Genomic DNA, 17,041 nt, shown 5'->3' with positions numbered 1-17,041 from the left:
AAGAAAACTGCCATGAGAACTCGTATTAATATATTCAGAAAATGAACCATCACCAATAGGATTAAAATATTCTTCTAAATAATTTTGTAATTTATCTGGATTTTGTTCTGCTTGTAGGGTTAAGTATGCGATTTCTACTCTTAAATTTTGGAGGTTATTGATTTTTTTTTCTTGGTTGGTTATATCTTGTGTAAAATTGTTTTGTTTCTGTTCAATGTAATTCTGTAAATTCGTTTCTAACCATTGTTCCTGCTGTTCTAAAATTTCTGTGTTAGCTGGATCTGAAAAATCAAGTGTTCCTACATTTTCAATCCATTTAGAGTTATTAAAGTCCCATTGTAAAAACCCATTACTCCAATTTATATTAGAATTAGATTCTTGTCCAAAACCAAAATTATGACCATCAGGGGTATTAAAAGCAAAAAGTGCAGCAACAGGATCACCATCAAAAAAACCTAAAGAAATCCCCTTTTCACTCCAATAAAAATCATTACGAGTATAAGTTTTACCAAGAAAATTAAATGAAAATTCTTTAATATTATCTCCACTTAACCATTCTTCAGCTTGATATTTTAAAGCTGAGTTATCATAAGTCAATTCGCCATAATATTTCTTACCTTCATATTCAACTGTAATTTGAGACGTTAAATAGTTAATACTTGAAATTTCTAAATCAATTTCACTAACTAAACCTTGAGTTTTATTATTTATCTCATCATCTAGTTTATTAATTAATAAAGGACGTAATATTTCAGAAGTTTGGTTAATTAAAAGCTTAATTCCTTGATCATGTAATGCGTCTATTTCATCAGCGACTATCGCTTGATCAGCAATTGCCTGATAATTAATTTCTTTTATTTGTTGATCAAAAAGACTATAGTTAATCTCAATAAGACCACGTTTACTACCACCCCAATCAGTTATAGGATCTACATCATTCCATTTTCCACTACCATAACTATAAGCATAATCTTCATTACGCTTATTATTAGGTTCTCCAGGAATCCAATTTGTAAAAGTAATAGGTTCTCCATTAACCCATCGCCAATGTCCCTCTGAAACTTCATCTGTTAAACCTATCCAATAAGTAAGATAACCGAAATTTTTATTTAACCATCTTTGTTCTTCCCAACTGTTAATGGCAACAAGATGTCCACCAGCGGCCGTTCCTTCATTTCTAGCTGCATACCAATTATTAACAGAATGACCTATAAAATAATAATTTCCAGTTACATTACTCAACTTTGCGCCTTTTGATAAAGCTTGTTCTTGTACTTGTTTTTTATTGTCAGAAACTATATCTAAGTCAATATTTTTTTGAGTATCAATATTTATGTATGTTTGATACTTATTTGAATAAATTTCTGAATTAGCTTGATAAAAAGATTTATAATTATTTAGAATCTCATTTAATTGATCTACAATTTCAGGAAATTGTTTATTACTACTTAAAAAATCTATTAATTCTTCAGTGACTTTAATAACTTGCTCATTTGACGATTGATAATCACTTTCATTGACAGAATCTAATCTATTTAATATATCTTGTAACGCAGCATATCCCTGTTCATAAGTCGTTAATTTAGAAATATGATTAATTTTTTCAGATAATAAATTAACCTGTTGTTGCTGAGTAGTTAAAACAGCGATCGCCTCTTCTAAACTATCAACAGACTCCCCTAAAGCATCAGCATAATTAACTTGCGCTTCTTGACGCGCGATCGCTTCTTGTAACTGAATTTTATCTAATAAATATTCCCCTTCTGGATCAGCTAAATTATCTTCTATATAAGTCTCTAACTCATTAACTGCTTCCGTGCGTTTTTCCGATAAATTCCAGACATCAACGGTCAACTGATGAGACTCTTGTAAATTCTCTAACCAAATAGCAGATAAACTTTCAATTTCCTCTGCTAACTCCGCACCTAAAATAACATAACCTTCAATACTATCCGCTTCTAAAGCAAGCGTTACTGATTCTTCTGACGCTACTTGAGACTGTAAAGAAGTCAATCTTTCTGAGATGATTTCTTCCCCTTCCACTGCTAAATATTGTTGCCACAACTTGACAACTTCGGGGGTGTCTTCATCAATATTCCAATCTAAAAATTCTGTGACATCTTCAGCTAATAAATAAGCATTAATAGTTTCAAAATTAGTTAATTCTGTCTCTGCTAAGTTTGCAGTTGCTTGTAACTCTTCTAACTCGCTTTGTAAATCAGATAAATTTTGATTCGCATTATTAACAATGGTTTCCTGTTCAACAATATCCTGATTATTTAACGTTTCTAAATCTTCTGTTTGCTGCTGTATTTGTAACTTAACAGACTCTAATTTTTGAGCAGTATCTAACCCACTCAAGGATAATAAATCTTTTTGTAAAGAATATCTCAAAATATGAGCATTTAACTCTCTCTCTAAAACATAAATTTGTTGCTTATTACTATTGGGATTTTGACGAAGCTGTGATATTGTTGCCTCTGTCTCAAAAATATCTTCTTTAATCTCATCAACCTTAGCTTGAATAACTAACTTTTCCTCATCAGAAAACTTTTCAATAGATTCTTTTTGCTCCTCAAATATCTCAATCTCGCTAACTAAAGCAGCTTTATCTGCTAGTAAATTTTGTAACCTTTCCTCTTCAACCCGATAATAATCATCAGCAATAGTTAAACTCTCTTCAACGGTTTCTATCTGAGAAGATGTAACAGTAAGTTTAGCTTTTAAATTATCATAATCATCTAAAAATACTTGAAAAGCAGCATCAAATACAGTTTTTAAATAGTTAATGGCTGTTTCATTATTCAACAACCCTAAACCAGATAAAAATGCTGTTAAATCATTATGAAATTCTGCTAATAACTCTATAGCTAATTTAGTGTTCATTGTGGAGTATTTTCCTTAAATTAGTTGAGTTAATGATAATGTCAGTCTCTAGTTGTGCAGTTTGTTTTTAAGGTTAGTTTTAGGTTTGGCCTTGGGGTTAAGGTGAGTTTAATAGTATTAAATCCCTACAAATAATTTAACAATCTAATTCATTAGCAGTGCGTAAGACTTCTTCATAAAGTTGATGACTAATGCGAAACTTAGCTTTGGTAATAAGCGCATCAATAATTGGTTTAACACTAGAAATTAAGCCCCTTGCTTTAGCTACCAAAAGAACTCCTAAAACTCCTGTAATAGATAATCCTAAACGGACTGCTTCCCGTCTCCCAAGACGTTCATCAATTAATAAGTCATCTGCTTTTAATTCCAGCGCAAGGGTTATCGCTTGTGCTTCACCTAAGTCTAAATTGTTTTCATTTCTTAGACGTTTAACCAATTCTGAATTAGTGATTTGTTCAATCTGTATCCATTCTAAAGATAATAGCTGTTTAATCTCCATATCCTCATCATTTACATTATTTAATTCATTAGCAACTGCTTGAGGAATAATTACCGTGGTATAAATCTCTTTTAGAAGTGATACATAACCAACAATAGCTAAATTACTTAGAGGAGAAGTGTCACTAACAATAATCATAACCAATTCTTGCTTTTCAAATAATGAACATCCTCTTGAAATTCAGCCACATCATAGTGAACACAAATTCCTCTTTCAGATAGTAAGCTCTGAAACTTAAATTGAGGTATTCCTAATAGTTCACTCGCTTTTCCTAAACTGATTTTTTCCTGTTGAAACAACATAAGAATAATCTCCTGCAAAAGTTCATCCTCTGATAAACCACTTGCTTTCATGACTTCTTGGGGAATTACTAGACTCATCGTTTCTCCTATTTTACTTGATAAAAAACAAAAATAATATTCATCAAATTCAGTTAAAATGTTCCATGTTCCATTCATTGACAGGAATTCCTGATTCTTCAGGTGTTGCCAGAAATTCAAAAGGTTGTGTTCCTGCTAAAGCGGGTTTAGATTTTATTTGAGGACTTGTATCATCTTTGATCTCCTTTTTAAATAACAAAAAATCCATAAAATCGAGCATTTGTTGTTGTTGTTCTGGTGTTAACTGATGAAACTTGTTTAAAATAACTGTGTCTTGAATCATTGCTTGAGTAATAATTTAACCTCTGTCTTGATGAACTATGTTGATTGATTTTAGTATAGTTGACTAAATGTATCAATTTCTGTTTGAAATACTCAAATATTGAACCAGTTAACTAAATCATCAATAGTAGAGAAATCTAATAAAGCTTCTCCTAAATCTTCAATTTCATTAATAGTTAATCCCATAATGTCAGTTTCTAATGATGCAGGAATATCCCCGAACTTTCGTTTAAGTTGGGAAATTATATGAGACCTTGTTCCTTGTTCAATACCTCGTTCCGACAACCAGTTTCTTAAATCATTAACTGTAGAAAAATCAAATAAAGCTTCTAGTAAACTGTCCACCTGATCAATAGTTAATCCCATAATGTCCGTTTCTAATGATGGAGAAATATTCCCTAACTTTTGTTTAATCAGACGAATAATAACCCCTTTCTGTCGTTCAATACCTTGTTCAATACCTTGACGCATCCAACTGGTACTAATTTCCATAACATCCTCCTGTACTGGTTGACTAAATGTATCAATTTCTGTTTGAAATACTCAAATATTTAACCAGTTAACTAAATCATCAATGCTAGAAAAATCTAATAAAGCTTCTCCTAAAGCTTCCACTTCATCAATAGTTAACTCTGTAATTTTAGTTTGTAATGATGCAGGAATATCCCCTAACTTTCGTTTGATTTGTCGAATAATAAAGGCTTTTTCTCGTTCATTTCCCTGTTCAATACCTTGTCTCATCCAACTGGTAGTAATTTGCATAACATCCTCCTGTACGGGTTGACTAAATGTGTTAATTTCTGTTTGAAATTGTATTTCTTCCGAACGATTTAAGGTTAGATAAGTGTCCACAAACCCTGAAATTAATTGCATTCTAGCAGGGTCTAATTTCAATGTTACCAATAACCGCAAACATTCTGCTTTAACTTTAGGTCGATCTTTAGGATCAATCTTCATTTTTGCCATTAATGCAGAGGCAACAGGGTTAGATTGATTGAGAAAATCTCGCCAATTTAAACTATTTAATTGAATGACCTGATAATTAAATTCTAATACTTTAAAATCAGGGAATATTACCTCATATTGTTTGTCTGCTTCTTTATTAGGACTATCATAAGAAAAGATGACAATAGGATACACAGGTAAAGACAATTTCTCATGAAAACGCGCAAAATAAGTAAACATTCGTCGATTAAATTGCGCTTTAGCTGTTGCTTGTGCTTCCACATGAATCAAAAAATAAGCATCTTTTCCCTGAAATTTAACCTTAGCAATTAAATCACCTTCATACTTTTCTCCCTCCGTTACATCGGTAAATATTTCCTTATCTAAAAAGGTAATTGAATCCTGTTCTAGATAGGTAAGCACTTCAGGAAAAAATAAATCGATAAACTCTACAAAAAATGTAGAAATTAATTCCTTAAATAAACGATCATGATCAATCATAATAAATTCCTTGATTACTCTTCAAATAAATAATTTCCTTCATCATCTTTTTTCAACCTTAATTTACCGTCAACCATTTCATAAATAGGTTTTTTGAAAAGAGGAATTCCCAGCTTTTCTTTAACCTTCCCAAACTCATCTAAAACAACAGGACAAATAACTAATTCTCCTAATTCATTAAAGACCCATTCTTGTGTCTGGGGATCTCGTAAAGGAGTGCCATAAATAGGTAAACCATTACTACTTTTTAAATTCTCTCCCAACTCATTTTTAAGTGGGTGTAAAAACACCTGTTTTCCTTTGGGATTAATAACAGGTTGCTGTGTCTTCGGATCTCGTAGAGGAATCATGCTAGGAGTAGGCATTTTCACAGATAATTCCTCAGATACAGGAGATTCTAACCTTGGTAATTCAGATTTCTCTATTTCAGAATGTTTTGTGTATTGAATAGCAGCCTTTTTAAAGCCAAACCGTTCCAATAACTTATGAACTCCCGTTTGTTCCATACTAATGAGTAAATCAAAATCGGTAATTTTCAGTTCTTCAGATAAAGCGATCGCACTTTGAACTAATAAAGTAATGGCCTCAGGTTTACGGTGTTGCGGTTGAACATACATTCCGATCGCCCCACCAATACGACGGGGTTGAAAAGGAGTATGCGTCATCCCTTCATAATTTAACGAAGGGAGTTCATCATGAAAATAAACGCATAAAAAGCCAACAATTTGCCTATTTTCACTAGATTCCAACACAAAAGTGCGAATAGAACGAGATTCTAACTTCTGTTTGACGTAGGATACATAGTCAAAATCAGGGATGAGAACCATTGAGAGATCATGCTGCGCTCGCTCTTCTAAAAAAGCCATCCAGAGAGGGGCGATCGCATTTGCATCATTGGGGGTAGCCAGTCGTTGAGAGTACATCATCAGGAATTTGGAGTTAGACATTGTTGGTGAACTAATTACTTATCGAAAGTAAGGCAAGTTTTACGGTAAGATTGTTACATAAATTAATATAAGTTGGAAAAGATGCAGGTATAGAGATGATTAATCAAGAAAATTCTTTAATAATAGGGGGAAACGACCCCGACTATTTTGATTGGCAAGAGGTCTGGTATCCTGTTCATTATATTGAGGATTTGGACAAAAAAAGACCCACAGCCTTTACCTTATTAGAAAAAAATATTGTTATTTGGTGGGATCAAAAGAATAATCAATGGTCTGTATTTGAAGATCAATGTCCCCATCGTTTAGCTCCTTTATCAGAAGGAAGAATCAATGAGTCCGGTTGTTTAGAATGTCCCTATCATGGATGGGCATTTTCTGGACAAGGAAACTGTGAAGTGATTCCTCAACAACTCCCACAAGGAAAAGCTGAAAAATCTTCTAGAGCATCGGTTAAAAGCTTTCCAACTCAGGTGAAACAAGGCTTATTATTTGTCTATGCTGGAAAAGAAGAAAATGCGGAAAAAACACCCATCCCTATGGTAGATGTTTTAGAGGAAGATAATGATGAATGGGTTTGCTTAAATACCTTTCGAGACTTACCTTATGACGCTTTAACTCTCATGGAAAATGTCTTAGATTCTAGCCATATTCCTTACACCCATCATAAAAGTGTCGGCAACCGTGCCAATGTTTCTTCCGTAGAATTAGAAGTTATTGAGTCAGGAAAATGGGGATTCAAAGGGGTATGGGAAGAAGGTCCAAGAAAAGGCACTTTAGGAAGACAAGAAACCACATTTCTTGCCCCTGGAATGATGTATCATGACCTCACTTCCAAGCAATTTGGTAGAACTTTAACCGTTGTTTATGCGACCCCTATTACTAAAGGAAAATGTCGCTTGTTTGCTCGTTTTCCGTTCAAGTTTTCTTCTCCAATACCCAAACTATTTATTAAATTAACCCCTCGTTGGTATTCTCATATCGGACAAAATGGAGTGTTAGAAGATGATCAAATTTTCTTACACCATCAAGAACGCTTCCTAGAACAAAAAGGGGGAAATGCTAACGTTGCAAAAGCTTTTTATTTACCCACAAAAGCTGATTTATTTGTTTTTGAATTACACAGTTGGATAAATCAATATCAAGCACAGTTATTTCCAGAAAAATCTCTAAGTCCTGCTCTATCCTCAGAAATACTGTTAGATCGCTATCATTCTCACACAAAACATTGTAGTAGTTGTCGTACAGCACTCAAGAACATACAACGGCTAAAAGTAGGAGTAGCGATCGCTACTTCGGTCATTTGGTCAGTTATTATCGGCTTACTGTTAATTTTTGACAATCTTTCTCTATGGGGTATGATGTTATCAATTGTAACTGTTCCTTTGGGTGTCATTAGCTGGTTTGCTTTAAGCCGTTTAGAAAAACAATTTTTCAAAGGTCGAGAAATTCCCCCAAGAAACTTGAAAGAATAAGGGATGAAATACCCTTGCTCTCAATACTCTTTGAAAAATTTATTAAATGAGGAGTGTGGTGAGAATAAAGCTTAATAGATGGTTTTCTCTCTCTAAACTAGCTACTTTTATCAAAGGTGTAAGATGTGAGTGAAACCTAAAAAATTAGGGCTGAATGCTTACCAAAAAACTTCCTTTTTTTAAAGAAATTAATTAATAAAATTAATTGAAAATTATCAAAAAAAATGCTATAACCAAACTAACTAATTTGTCAATTAAGTAAATCTAAAAATTATCCATTATGAAAGTTGCTGTATTTAGTACCCGTTCCTATGATCGTCAATTTTTGGATCTCGCTAATAAAGAACTTAATTCTTCCCACGAATTAGAATATTTTAAGACACAATTAAACCCAAAAACAGCTTCTTTAGCCAAAGATTTTCCCTGTGTTTGTATCTTTGTTAACGATATTGCAGATGCAGAAACCCTCAAAATTTTAGCTGCACAAGGAACTAAATTAATTGCCCTACGTTGTGCCGGTTATAACATGATTGATATGCACGTAGCCAACGAATTGGGTTTAAAAGTTGTGAGAGTTCCTGCTTATTCCCCCTACGCAGTGGCAGAACACGCAGTGGGTTTAATTTTGATGTTAAATCGCAAATTAAATAAGGCTTATAATCGAGTTAGAGATGATAATTTTACCCTAGATGGTTTATTAGGATTTGACTTACATGAAAGTACTGTTGGTGTTATTGGTACTGGTAAAATTGGCACAATTTTTGCTCAAATTATGAAAGGTTTTGGTTGTAATTTATTAGGTTATGATGTTTATCCTAGCGAACAGTTTAAAGCAATACCAGGAGCTAAATACGTTGAGTTACCAGAATTATTAGCCAACTCTGATATCATTTCACTCCACTGTCCCTTATTACCATCAACTAATCATATTATTAATGAAAAAACCATTGAACAAATGAAAAAAGGGATGATGTTAATTAATACCAGTCGCGGACAATTAGTAGATACTCGTGCTGTTATTGAAGGGATAAAATCGGGGAAAATTGCTTATGTTGGTTTAGATGTTTATGAAGAAGAAGAAGAGCTATTTTTTCAAGACTATTCTGATAGTATTATTAAGGACGATACTTTTCAACTATTACAGTCTTTTCAAAATGTAGTTATTACTGCCCATCAAGCATTTTTTACTAGGAATGCTTTGACATCCATTGCTCAAACTACCATTACTAATATTAACAGTTGGCAACAAGGATCAGAATTAACCAATGAAGTGAAAGTTTCGGGGAAAAATCAACAAAAGTAATTATTCTGTAAAACTATTTTTCCCATTGTTTCTATTAAATAAAGTTTGTACAGTGGGCAATCTAGAAAACTTTGAGTTATGATCTATTTATTGTTCTGAGTTTTTAAGCATTTGTCCACTCCACATTAAGTCAATATTAGAGTAGAATAATGAGTCAGCAATCTTCTGAAAAACCACCTTCTTTCAAGCTAGTGAAACGTTTTTTTGCTGGTGCATCGGTAGGAATCTTTTTAGCTTTGCTTTACTGGTCTTATTCAATTTTTGCCCATAGTAATCCTTCAATTGTTCAGGGTATAATTGGTGTCGCAGTATCATCAATCACTGCTGGCCTAATTGCCTCATTTACCAGTGTTGAAAAATTAATGGATAGCATACCTTGGATATAACTTTGTAGGGTGGGCAAACTAGAAAACTTTGAAGATTAATTTAAAGAATATTAAACACTTGCCCACCAGCAGTCTGATATATTTATTGAATAAGGTCTTGAGGACGAAGGATAGTGATGTTAGGAATAGGAATAAAGTCAGTGGGATTGAATGTTAATAAATGAGTAATATTATAAGTTTTCATAACAGCTATTAATCTGATATCATGAGTCCGTTTTCCTTTAATGTCATATTCACTTACCAGATTTAACCAAAACATAAATATATCAGCAGTTTCTACTAATAAAGAGAATTGAGATAAAAATTCGTTAATTTCTTCCTGAGTTTTCTGGGTTGTCCACCCTAAACCATTAACATTAATGGGGCGTGTTGCTACTACCCAAAATTCTACTAATATCTGGGGTGTAATATAACAGTTTCCTCCTTCTTCTATAATCTTATTCACAGCATTTCTAGCTAGAGAACAATTTTCCGAATTAGGGTCTACTGACCTTAACAAAATGTTAGTATCTAATAAATAACTCGTCATTAGTCTTCGTACATAGTATCACGGTGTAAAGCTGACTCTGGTAAAGAGGGATTATCTGACGAGTGACTATCAACAAATTTCCGCCATTTTTCTGCTCTTTGGTTTGGGGTAAGATTGGGGTCAGGAGAAGGAAGTGAATGACCATTAATGAAGGATTCAGTAAACTTTAAAACTTCTTGTTTTTTTTGTTGAGGAAGTTTCCTTAAAGCTGAGATAATCGCTTGTTCAATATTCATTTCTTTGACTCCTTTTAACAGACTTATTAATCAGTAAACTAACCTAATTATCTTGGTTAACTTAATCTTAACATAAATCTTAAACTAGCACTTCACAAGTCAAAAGTTAGAAGTTAAGTAGGCTGGGCAAGCTAGAAAACTTTGAAGATTAATTAAAGAATATTAAAGAATTGCACACCATCAGTCTGGTCTATTTATCGTTCTCAGGATTTAGTATAATTCATACTGTAGAACCTTGTTTATTATAAAGGTGTAAGTAGGACTCACCGTGATGTGTGATCATTTCTATTATCGGTTTTTACTTGAGAAAAAACTAGCGAAAGTCTTTGATTGAATAGTTAATAAGTTGTTAGACTCAAATAAATACAGTTATGCGATTCTAGAAATATAAAAAATCCCCCATATAATCACAGGAGGATTTTTAAATAAAAGTTTGATGTCAAATTTTATTTTTTCTTAGGTTTGGCCAATTTGCGTTTAAATCCTGTTCCAATTCCAAAGCTTGCTAATACTCCTAATCCAATAATGGTTGAAGGTTCGGGGACAGAAACTAAAGTAGCTTTAAAAATAACAGGTAATTCACTATCTTCTGGTCCAAAATTTTCAAAACCTGGGATAAAAGGAGGAGCAGAGAAAATTTCAAAATAACCTGCTGGTTCTAAAAAGTCAGCGAAAAATAAGTTTATAAAATTACCTTCAGATGTAAAGAAACCTAAACCACTAGATGTTAATTGTTCCTCATTAAGACTAATTAAATTATCAAGTTCAAACGGTTCATTTCCTGGTATTGAAGTACCACTTGGTGATAAACCTATAATAATTTCATCGTTTCGCTTACCAGTAATATCCGTAATTAAATAAAAACCATTATCATCACTGATATCATTAGTTATTAATGTTCCACTTGCTTCTATTCCAGGTGCAGAATAACTCCAATTGAAAGTTAAAGCTAAAGAATTTTCTATTTTTCCTAATATCAATCCAGAAGTAGTAATTAAAATTGTACTGGAAAATAAAACTATATTTTTCATAATTGAGACTATATTGAGATTATTAAAAACAATGTTTTAATAATATATAACATATTTTGATTTTTAACCAGTTGATTGACAAACAATTGATAATCGGTTAGAAACATCAAAAATCGAGTTTATCTTGAAAATCTCTGTTTTCTTTACCTAGTAAAATCCTTGTGTACTTCTTGGATATAACTTTTTAGGGTGGGCAAACTAGAGCATTTTGAAGATTAATTAAAGAATATTAAACAATTGCCCATCATAAACCTGATCTATTTATTAATATTATCAAGGTGGGCAATTATTATCTGTTAAAGCTCATCGTTCTTACTGTTTAAGTATTTGCCCACCCTACCTTTAATATTAATCAACTGCCTCATAATCATTAGAAATAGTTTCATCATCATCAAAACTGAAAGTAACTTCTAATTCATCTACATCAATACCTTCAAGCTCATCTAAATCTTCTAAGGAATTGAGATCAATAGAAGCAGTGCTTTGATAAGATACTGTTGTCTCAAAAGAAGACTTAGTTGCTGGTGTTTTCGGTGAAGAGGGAACAGGGGCAGTTGAAGTTGTTAAGGGTTCTCCTAAGGTTTCAGCAAAAGTATTATTAAACTCTCTGCCGTTAGCATTAGCCTGTTTATAAACTTCTGTGCCAATGGTAAGAATAACTTGTCTAAATTCATCCACATAAGCCTTTAATTTATCTAAACTGAGGCCAGAATTAGTTAACGCAGCTTCTAGTTGTTCTTTTTTCTGTTTAGCCTTGACTTTGAGATCATCCCCAATCAAGTCACCATTTTCCTGGAGGGTGGTTTGATAGGTGTGGAACAAACTATCCGCTTGGTTTTTGACCTCAATCATCCTCCTTTGACGACGATCTTCTTCAGCGTATTTATTAGCATCTTTCTGCATTCGCTCAATTTCGGTGGATTTCAAACCACCTGTATGGCTAATAACAATACTCTGTTCTTTTCCTGTACCTTGATCTTGTGCCGCTACCTTTAAAATACCGTTGACATCGATTTCAAAACTAACCTCAATTTGTGGCACTCCTCTAGGGGCAGGAGGGATACCAGCCAAGAGACATTTTCCTAAACTGCGATTATCCTTGGCCATCGCCCTCTCACCCTGTAAAACATGAATTTCTACAGAGGTTTGACCATCAGTAGCCGTAGAAAACACCTGAGACTTACTGGTGGGAATAGTGGTGTTGCGTTCAATAATTTTGGTAAAGACTTCCCCCAAGGTTTCGATACCCAGAGATAAAGGGGTGACATCCAACAATAAAACATCTTTGACTTCACCCCCTAAAACGCCTCCTTGAATGGCTGCCCCCAAGGCCACCGCTTCATCCGGGTTGATCGAGCGTTCCATTTGACTATTGGGAAAAACCTTTCGAATGACACGGTGAATAGCCGGCATTCTGGTTGAACCCCCCACCAAAACCACTTTTTCTAAGGCTTTGACATCGATTTCACAGTCGTTGAGGGCTTGGGTGAGAGGTTGTAGAGTCGCTTGGGTTAAATCCTTCGTTAACTCTTCAAACTGGGCGCGGGTTAATTCTGTTTCTAGGTGTTTGGGTCCAGTATCATCGGCGGTGATGAATGGGAGGTTAATGGAAGTGGTCAACATACTAGAGAGTTCAATTTTCGCTTTTTCCGCCGCTTCTCTCAGTCGTTGCAAAGCCATTTTATCGCGGCTGAGGTCTATATTTTCGCTTTGTTTAAAATTTTCCACCATCCACTGCAAAACGGCATTATCAAAGTCATCTCCCCCTAAATGATTATTACCGGCCGTAGCTTTGACTTCAAAGACCCCATTTCCTAGTTGGAGGATGGAAACGTCAAAGGTTCCTCCTCCCAAGTCAAAAACAAGGATATATTGCTCATCGTCTTGTTTATCTAAACCGTAGGCCAAGGCCGCGGCCGTTGGTTCATTAATGATCCTGCGCACGTCTAGGCCGGCGATAGTTCCAGCATCTTTGGTGGCTTGTCGCTGAGCATCGGTAAAATAGGCAGGAACCGTAATCACCGCTTCACTGACGGGTTCTCCTAAATAGTCTTCGGCATCCTTTTTTAATTTTTGCAAAATCATCGAGGAAATTTCTTGGGACGTATAATGTTGCCCGCGAATTTCCACATGAACCATATCGTCTCTTCCTGTAACACAGAGGTAGGGAACCCGCGATCGCTCTTCTGTAGTTTCTTCCCAACGTCGTCCGATAAACCTTTTAATGCTGTAGATGGTATTTTCTGCATTGGTTACTACTTGCCGTTTGGCTAACTGTCCCACTAAACGTTGATTACCTTTAGCAAAGGCAACAATACTGGGGGTAGTTCGTCCTCCCTCCGCGCTAGGGATGACGATGGACTTGCCCCCTTCCAAAACGGCTACACAACTATTTGTCGTTCCTAGATCAATGCCAATGACTTTTCCCATAGCACTTGTTTTTCAATCGTTCATCTTTAGCTAAATCGCTGACAACTAACAGGGATAATAAAACTGAGATAACGCGACATAGTATGACACATTGAGTTTTACTTCGGATAAAGATGAGCGAATCGTTGGCCACTTATGTCCAAAGGTTTCCCATAGTATAGCCTACGGTTTGATTAGCTAATAGTTTAGCTATCTATCACTTTTATAATACCCATTAATTCTACTAGAGTTTTAGGGATAATTACTTAATTTATTCTGCCTTCGGGGTTTCATCAGAGGTGGAAGTTTCGGTATTTTCGGAAGACTCCGTGGGTTTCGGGGCAGCTACTTTAACCATGGCATGGCGTAAAACTTGTTCTCCTAACATATAACCACGCATTAATTCTTCGATGACTGTTCCTTCTGGATATTCATCGGTATATTCCCGTAACATGGCTTCGTGATAGAGAGGGTCAAAGGGTTCATTCTCGGGACGCATGGGACTTACTCCCAAGCGTTTGAGACCATCTACTAGATTTTTATATACTCCTTGATAGCTTTTGTGAATAGCTGCTTCTCCATCATTGGCCGGGTTGATGGTGTTGCGGGCCCTCTCAAAGTTATCTACCACTGATAATAAGTCCCCAATGGTATTCTTTTTGACCATAGTTTCTAGGTCTTGTTTTTCTTTAGCGGTTCGTTTACGATAATTGTCAAATTCGGCTGTGAGGCGAATTTGACTGTTTTTCAGCAGATCGTATTGTTGGGCTTGTTCTTGCAGTTTATTTTGTAGGGCTTCTATTTGTTCTGTTAATGCACTAATTTTTGTTTCTGGGGACTCTTCTGGAGTGACTTCAGAAACAGTGGTTTCTACTTCTTCTTCAGAGGTTTCCTCTTCTGGAGAAGCTACTACCGTTTCTACTGTGGTTTCGCTTTCAGCAGTCACAGGGGTGTCATCCTTTGATTCAACTTCGGAGGTTTCTATATTTTTTTCTAGTTGTTGCTCGTTTTGTGTGGTAGACATTCTGTTAAAATCTATAACCCATTTTTAATAATGATCTATAGATCATTATAAAGGAACAGGGGATCGCAAAAACTCCCACTCATTAAAAACCCACCTTAATCGGTGAGTTTTCGCTAATTTTGCCTATTTTATTTGACGTTTAACCAGGCTGCCCAGTCCAAAGGCGACTATGATCATACTACCCAAAAGGGTCGATGGTTCAGGAACTGCAACCAGAGAATCGTTATTCTGAAGAGTATAGGCAATCTCTCCTCCTGCTTCTTGTCCATCAATGAAGTATATAAAACTGGCGGGTTCGTTAATAACAGGGACTGCTTCTAGAAAAGAAAATTCAACATCGGTATCGATAACATCAGCAACCAATCCTAAAAATTGACCATTATCGAAAAATATTTCTGGATCAATTAAATCTGCTTCAGTGTAGTTAATCCCCTCAAAGTCAAAACTAAATTGGGAGATAGATAAATCAGAGTCATCAAATTCAAGCAATCCAAAATAGTTTTCCCCTACTAAAGAACCTGAACTGATACTGACTTCAAAATCATAAATTATTGAAGCCGCATTAGCTTTGACTTCTCCAGGGATTAAAATCGCCTGGATTCTAGCGGATGTGCCTACGCAGGATAAATCCGTGCTTCGGCACCCTTACGATATGATCGAGTTAGACAATTGAGGTCATACCGTTTAGGAACAGTCAAAGATCCCTTACCCACCCTGGCTAGGTCTAAACCTAGCTGTGTGGCTACCTTTCTTAAGCAATTAGCTGCTGCCTGAGCATCAGCATTTACTAACCATCCTTTAGCAGTTTGATACAATCCACGCTTAATTCGCTTTCCACTAAACTTGTACCCCTTGGGTTTTTCACCATATTTTGGTACTAAATCATTATCAAGAAAACTAGCTTGAGAACTGTAGGCTTCTTCAGTTTCAGTAAAGACAATGCCTACGGATTCTGCTAATTGTTGGATACGTTTTTTTAGCCTAGCACTAGGTATTTGGACAAAGTTTTGGTTATTGGTTTTACCAATATTAATCGAATCTTTTTGTCCATCATTCCAACCAAAAACTATGTTGCCAATTTGATGTTTTAAACAGTAATTAACAACCAACCTAGCTGCTTTATTAACAGCGTCTCGCATCTGACAATTACGCTTATGAGTAACTTTGTCTAAGTTATCATCCCAATATTCTTGGCATTTCCCTTCTTGATGCAATAGGGAGTGGGGGAAACCTTCAAGACCTCGCTGCATCCCTTGTTTGTATTTAGCGACATAACGATTATATCTTTGGTTAATTGACTTGATTTTTCTGCCATTGACAATAAATGAATTACCCTGAGTTGAAGTGCAACTAAGCCAATTGCTAACACCATGATCTATACCTAAAGCCTGAGAATAATCAAGATTTGATGCTAGAAGGGGCTGAGTTTTATAAACATATTCTGCCCATAATTTACCATTGCTGGGAATAATTCTTACCTCTGCTATATCTTCTGATTGAAACTTAACACCACTAGGGATAACAATTGATGGTGTTTCTAATTCCTTTCTTTGAGAATTGGCAATGGGTAAATAACAACATCCACAGAGTGCTTCATATCGAATATTTTGAGAAGTAAAAGCCACTTGATATAATCCTTTTTTACGATAATTAGGAATTAATGGTTTGTCTTTCAGTTCCCCATTAAACCACATTGGTAAAAGCTGGTTATACCCTTTGATTGCTTCTACTACTGACTTGATAGTTTGTTGTCCTTGTTGACCTCCTATTGCTTGATAATGAAAGTTATCCTTGAATTCTTGACATAGTTGAGCATAACTTATTTTAATTCGTCTTAAACTGCGACTCCTTCTGTAATTATCATTCTTGTCAAACCAAGTTTTGTAATTACAATTTTCAAAGTAATCTTGACGAATTGAAAATAAAACAGAATTATACAACTTATTAGATTGTTCACAGCACCATAAAAGGTAAGCGTGAACTTCATCATCTACATTTCCCGTTAATAATATTTTTTGTGTTTGGTAATTCATACTATTATTATAGGGTTTTGCCATGACATTGCTAATCTAATTAAATAGATACGGGGGGTTAAAACCCCGGTTCGCTCCACTGCCAGCCGTTAAAACGGACTGGCTATCTCTCGCTCACAGTTTTCTAGGTATGAGGATAAATAGCAGCAAGACTGACAAGAGAAGTTGTAACAAGGAA

Annotated in this window: 16 protein-coding genes and 2 pseudogenes; 3 read left to right on the top strand and 15 right to left on the bottom strand. The window is 35.0% G+C overall.

The genetic code is table 11. The features are described 5' to 3' along the window. From QNJ66_RS18280 to QNJ66_RS18245, 8 genes and pseudogenes are all read right to left on the bottom strand, one after another. The coding region (locus QNJ66_RS18280) for a lectin-like protein (RefSeq protein WP_300509474.1) at positions 1-2,886 on the bottom strand (2,886 nt) is incomplete at its 3' end. A gap of 136 nt (positions 2,887-3,022) precedes the next feature. Continuing rightward, positions 3,023-3,523: a DUF3368 domain-containing protein gene (locus QNJ66_RS18275; RefSeq protein WP_300509473.1), complete on the bottom strand. Its 501-nt coding sequence runs from the start codon at positions 3,521-3,523 to the stop codon at positions 3,023-3,025. Next, positions 3,520-3,765: a UPF0175 family protein gene (locus QNJ66_RS18270; RefSeq protein ID WP_300509481.1), complete on the bottom strand. Its 246-nt coding sequence runs from the start codon at positions 3,763-3,765 to the stop codon at positions 3,520-3,522. Before QNJ66_RS18270 ends, QNJ66_RS18275 begins: the two co-directional genes overlap by 4 nt. Positions 3,766-3,814: 49 nt before the next feature. Further along, the gene (locus QNJ66_RS18265; RefSeq protein WP_300509471.1) at positions 3,815-4,048 is read right to left on the bottom strand and encodes a hypothetical protein; all 234 of its coding nucleotides are present in this window, start codon (positions 4,046-4,048) and stop codon (positions 3,815-3,817) included. Positions 4,049-4,140: 92 nt separating this feature from the next. Then, positions 4,141-4,314 (bottom strand): annotated as a pseudogene (locus QNJ66_RS18260) (DUF4351 domain-containing protein); the annotation flags it as partial. A gap of 12 nt (positions 4,315-4,326) precedes the next feature. Continuing rightward, positions 4,327-4,587: pseudogene (locus QNJ66_RS18255) on the bottom strand (DUF4351 domain-containing protein); the annotation flags it as partial. Between the two features lie 3 nt (positions 4,588-4,590). Further along, entirely contained in the window at positions 4,591-5,493 is a 903-nt protein-coding gene (locus QNJ66_RS18250; protein ID WP_300509469.1) for a DUF4351 domain-containing protein, read from the bottom strand. A 14-nt stretch (positions 5,494-5,507) separates the two neighbouring features. Next, positions 5,508-6,440, bottom strand: a complete 933-nt coding sequence (locus tag QNJ66_RS18245; protein ID WP_300509467.1) for a GNAT family N-acetyltransferase — start codon at positions 6,438-6,440, stop codon at positions 5,508-5,510. A gap of 95 nt (positions 6,441-6,535) precedes the next feature. On the opposite strand from QNJ66_RS18245, the gene QNJ66_RS18240 reads away from it, so the two are divergent. From QNJ66_RS18240 to QNJ66_RS18230, 3 genes are all read left to right on the top strand, one after another. Further along, positions 6,536-7,912 (top strand): Rieske 2Fe-2S domain-containing protein, encoded by a 1,377-nt coding sequence (locus QNJ66_RS18240; RefSeq protein ID WP_300509466.1) that lies wholly within the window; start codon positions 6,536-6,538, stop codon positions 7,910-7,912. Between the two features lie 280 nt (positions 7,913-8,192). Then, entirely contained in the window at positions 8,193-9,215 is a 1,023-nt protein-coding gene (locus tag QNJ66_RS18235) for a 2-hydroxyacid dehydrogenase (RefSeq protein WP_300509464.1), read from the top strand. A 149-nt stretch (positions 9,216-9,364) separates the two neighbouring features. Then, positions 9,365-9,601 carry a hypothetical protein gene (locus QNJ66_RS18230; protein ID WP_300509462.1) on the top strand — a complete coding sequence of 79 codons (237 nt, stop codon included), beginning with the start codon at positions 9,365-9,367 and terminating at the stop codon, positions 9,599-9,601. An 82-nt stretch (positions 9,602-9,683) separates the two neighbouring features. On the opposite strand, the gene QNJ66_RS18225 is transcribed toward QNJ66_RS18230, so the two are convergent. The 7 genes from QNJ66_RS18225 to QNJ66_RS18195 all read right to left on the bottom strand — a co-directional run bounded on the left by QNJ66_RS18225 (position 9,684) and on the right by QNJ66_RS18195 (position 16,887). Then, positions 9,684-10,130: a type II toxin-antitoxin system VapC family toxin gene (locus QNJ66_RS18225; protein ID WP_300509460.1), complete on the bottom strand. Its 447-nt coding sequence runs from the start codon at positions 10,128-10,130 to the stop codon at positions 9,684-9,686. Continuing rightward, complete coding sequence (locus QNJ66_RS18220; protein ID WP_300509458.1) at positions 10,130-10,366, bottom strand: hypothetical protein; 237 nt, start codon at positions 10,364-10,366, stop codon at positions 10,130-10,132. The genes QNJ66_RS18225 and QNJ66_RS18220 overlap by 1 nt, the downstream gene beginning before the upstream one ends. Positions 10,367-10,812: 446 nt before the next feature. After that, entirely contained in the window at positions 10,813-11,397 is a 585-nt protein-coding gene (locus tag QNJ66_RS18215; protein ID WP_300509456.1) for a PEP-CTERM sorting domain-containing protein, read from the bottom strand. A 348-nt stretch (positions 11,398-11,745) separates the two neighbouring features. Then, positions 11,746-13,827: a molecular chaperone DnaK gene (dnaK, locus tag QNJ66_RS18210; protein ID WP_300509454.1), complete on the bottom strand. Its 2,082-nt coding sequence runs from the start codon at positions 13,825-13,827 to the stop codon at positions 11,746-11,748. 250 nt (positions 13,828-14,077) lie between these two features. Then, complete coding sequence (gene grpE / locus QNJ66_RS18205) at positions 14,078-14,830, bottom strand: nucleotide exchange factor GrpE (protein WP_300509452.1); 753 nt, start codon at positions 14,828-14,830, stop codon at positions 14,078-14,080. A 123-nt stretch (positions 14,831-14,953) separates the two neighbouring features. Further along, positions 14,954-15,319, bottom strand: coding sequence for a PEP-CTERM sorting domain-containing protein (locus QNJ66_RS18200; protein ID WP_300509450.1), 366 nt, complete (start codon positions 15,317-15,319; stop codon positions 14,954-14,956). Between the two features lie 125 nt (positions 15,320-15,444). After that, on the bottom strand, positions 15,445-16,887 hold the full coding sequence (locus QNJ66_RS18195) for a transposase (protein ID WP_300509448.1): 1,443 nt from the start codon (positions 16,885-16,887) through the stop codon (positions 15,445-15,447). Positions 16,888-17,041: the final 154 nt, after the last annotated feature.

Origin of the sequence: Crocosphaera sp. (genome assembly GCF_030064895.1) — a bacterium.
GTDB lineage: Bacteria > Cyanobacteriota > Cyanobacteriia > Cyanobacteriales > Microcystaceae > Crocosphaera.
This window is presented reverse-complemented; position numbering and strand designations above follow the sequence as displayed.

Coding starts and splice junctions, on each gene's coding strand:
- QNJ66_RS18275 (WP_300509473.1), bottom strand. CDS start 3,523: ATGATTATTGTTAGTGACACTTCTCCTCTAAGTAATTTAGCTATTGTT.
- QNJ66_RS18270 (WP_300509481.1), bottom strand. CDS start 3,765: ATGAGTCTAGTAATTCCCCAAGAAGTCATGAAAGCAAGTGGTTTATCA.
- QNJ66_RS18265 (WP_300509471.1), bottom strand. CDS start 4,048: ATGATTCAAGACACAGTTATTTTAAACAAGTTTCATCAGTTAACACCA.
- QNJ66_RS18250 (WP_300509469.1), bottom strand. CDS start 5,493: ATGATTGATCATGATCGTTTATTTAAGGAATTAATTTCTACATTTTTT.
- QNJ66_RS18245 (WP_300509467.1), bottom strand. CDS start 6,440: ATGTCTAACTCCAAATTCCTGATGATGTACTCTCAACGACTGGCTACC.
- QNJ66_RS18240 (WP_300509466.1), top strand. CDS start 6,536: ATGATTAATCAAGAAAATTCTTTAATAATAGGGGGAAACGACCCCGAC.
- QNJ66_RS18235 (WP_300509464.1), top strand. CDS start 8,193: ATGAAAGTTGCTGTATTTAGTACCCGTTCCTATGATCGTCAATTTTTG.
- QNJ66_RS18230 (WP_300509462.1), top strand. CDS start 9,365: ATGAGTCAGCAATCTTCTGAAAAACCACCTTCTTTCAAGCTAGTGAAA.
- QNJ66_RS18225 (WP_300509460.1), bottom strand. CDS start 10,130: ATGACGAGTTATTTATTAGATACTAACATTTTGTTAAGGTCAGTAGAC.
- QNJ66_RS18220 (WP_300509458.1), bottom strand. CDS start 10,366: ATGAATATTGAACAAGCGATTATCTCAGCTTTAAGGAAACTTCCTCAA.
- QNJ66_RS18215 (WP_300509456.1), bottom strand. CDS start 11,397: ATGAAAAATATAGTTTTATTTTCCAGTACAATTTTAATTACTACTTCT.
- dnaK (WP_300509454.1), bottom strand. CDS start 13,827: ATGGGAAAAGTCATTGGCATTGATCTAGGAACGACAAATAGTTGTGTA.
- grpE (WP_300509452.1), bottom strand. CDS start 14,830: ATGTCTACCACACAAAACGAGCAACAACTAGAAAAAAATATAGAAACC.
- QNJ66_RS18195 (WP_300509448.1), bottom strand. CDS start 16,887: ATGGCAAAACCCTATAATAATAGTATGAATTACCAAACACAAAAAATA.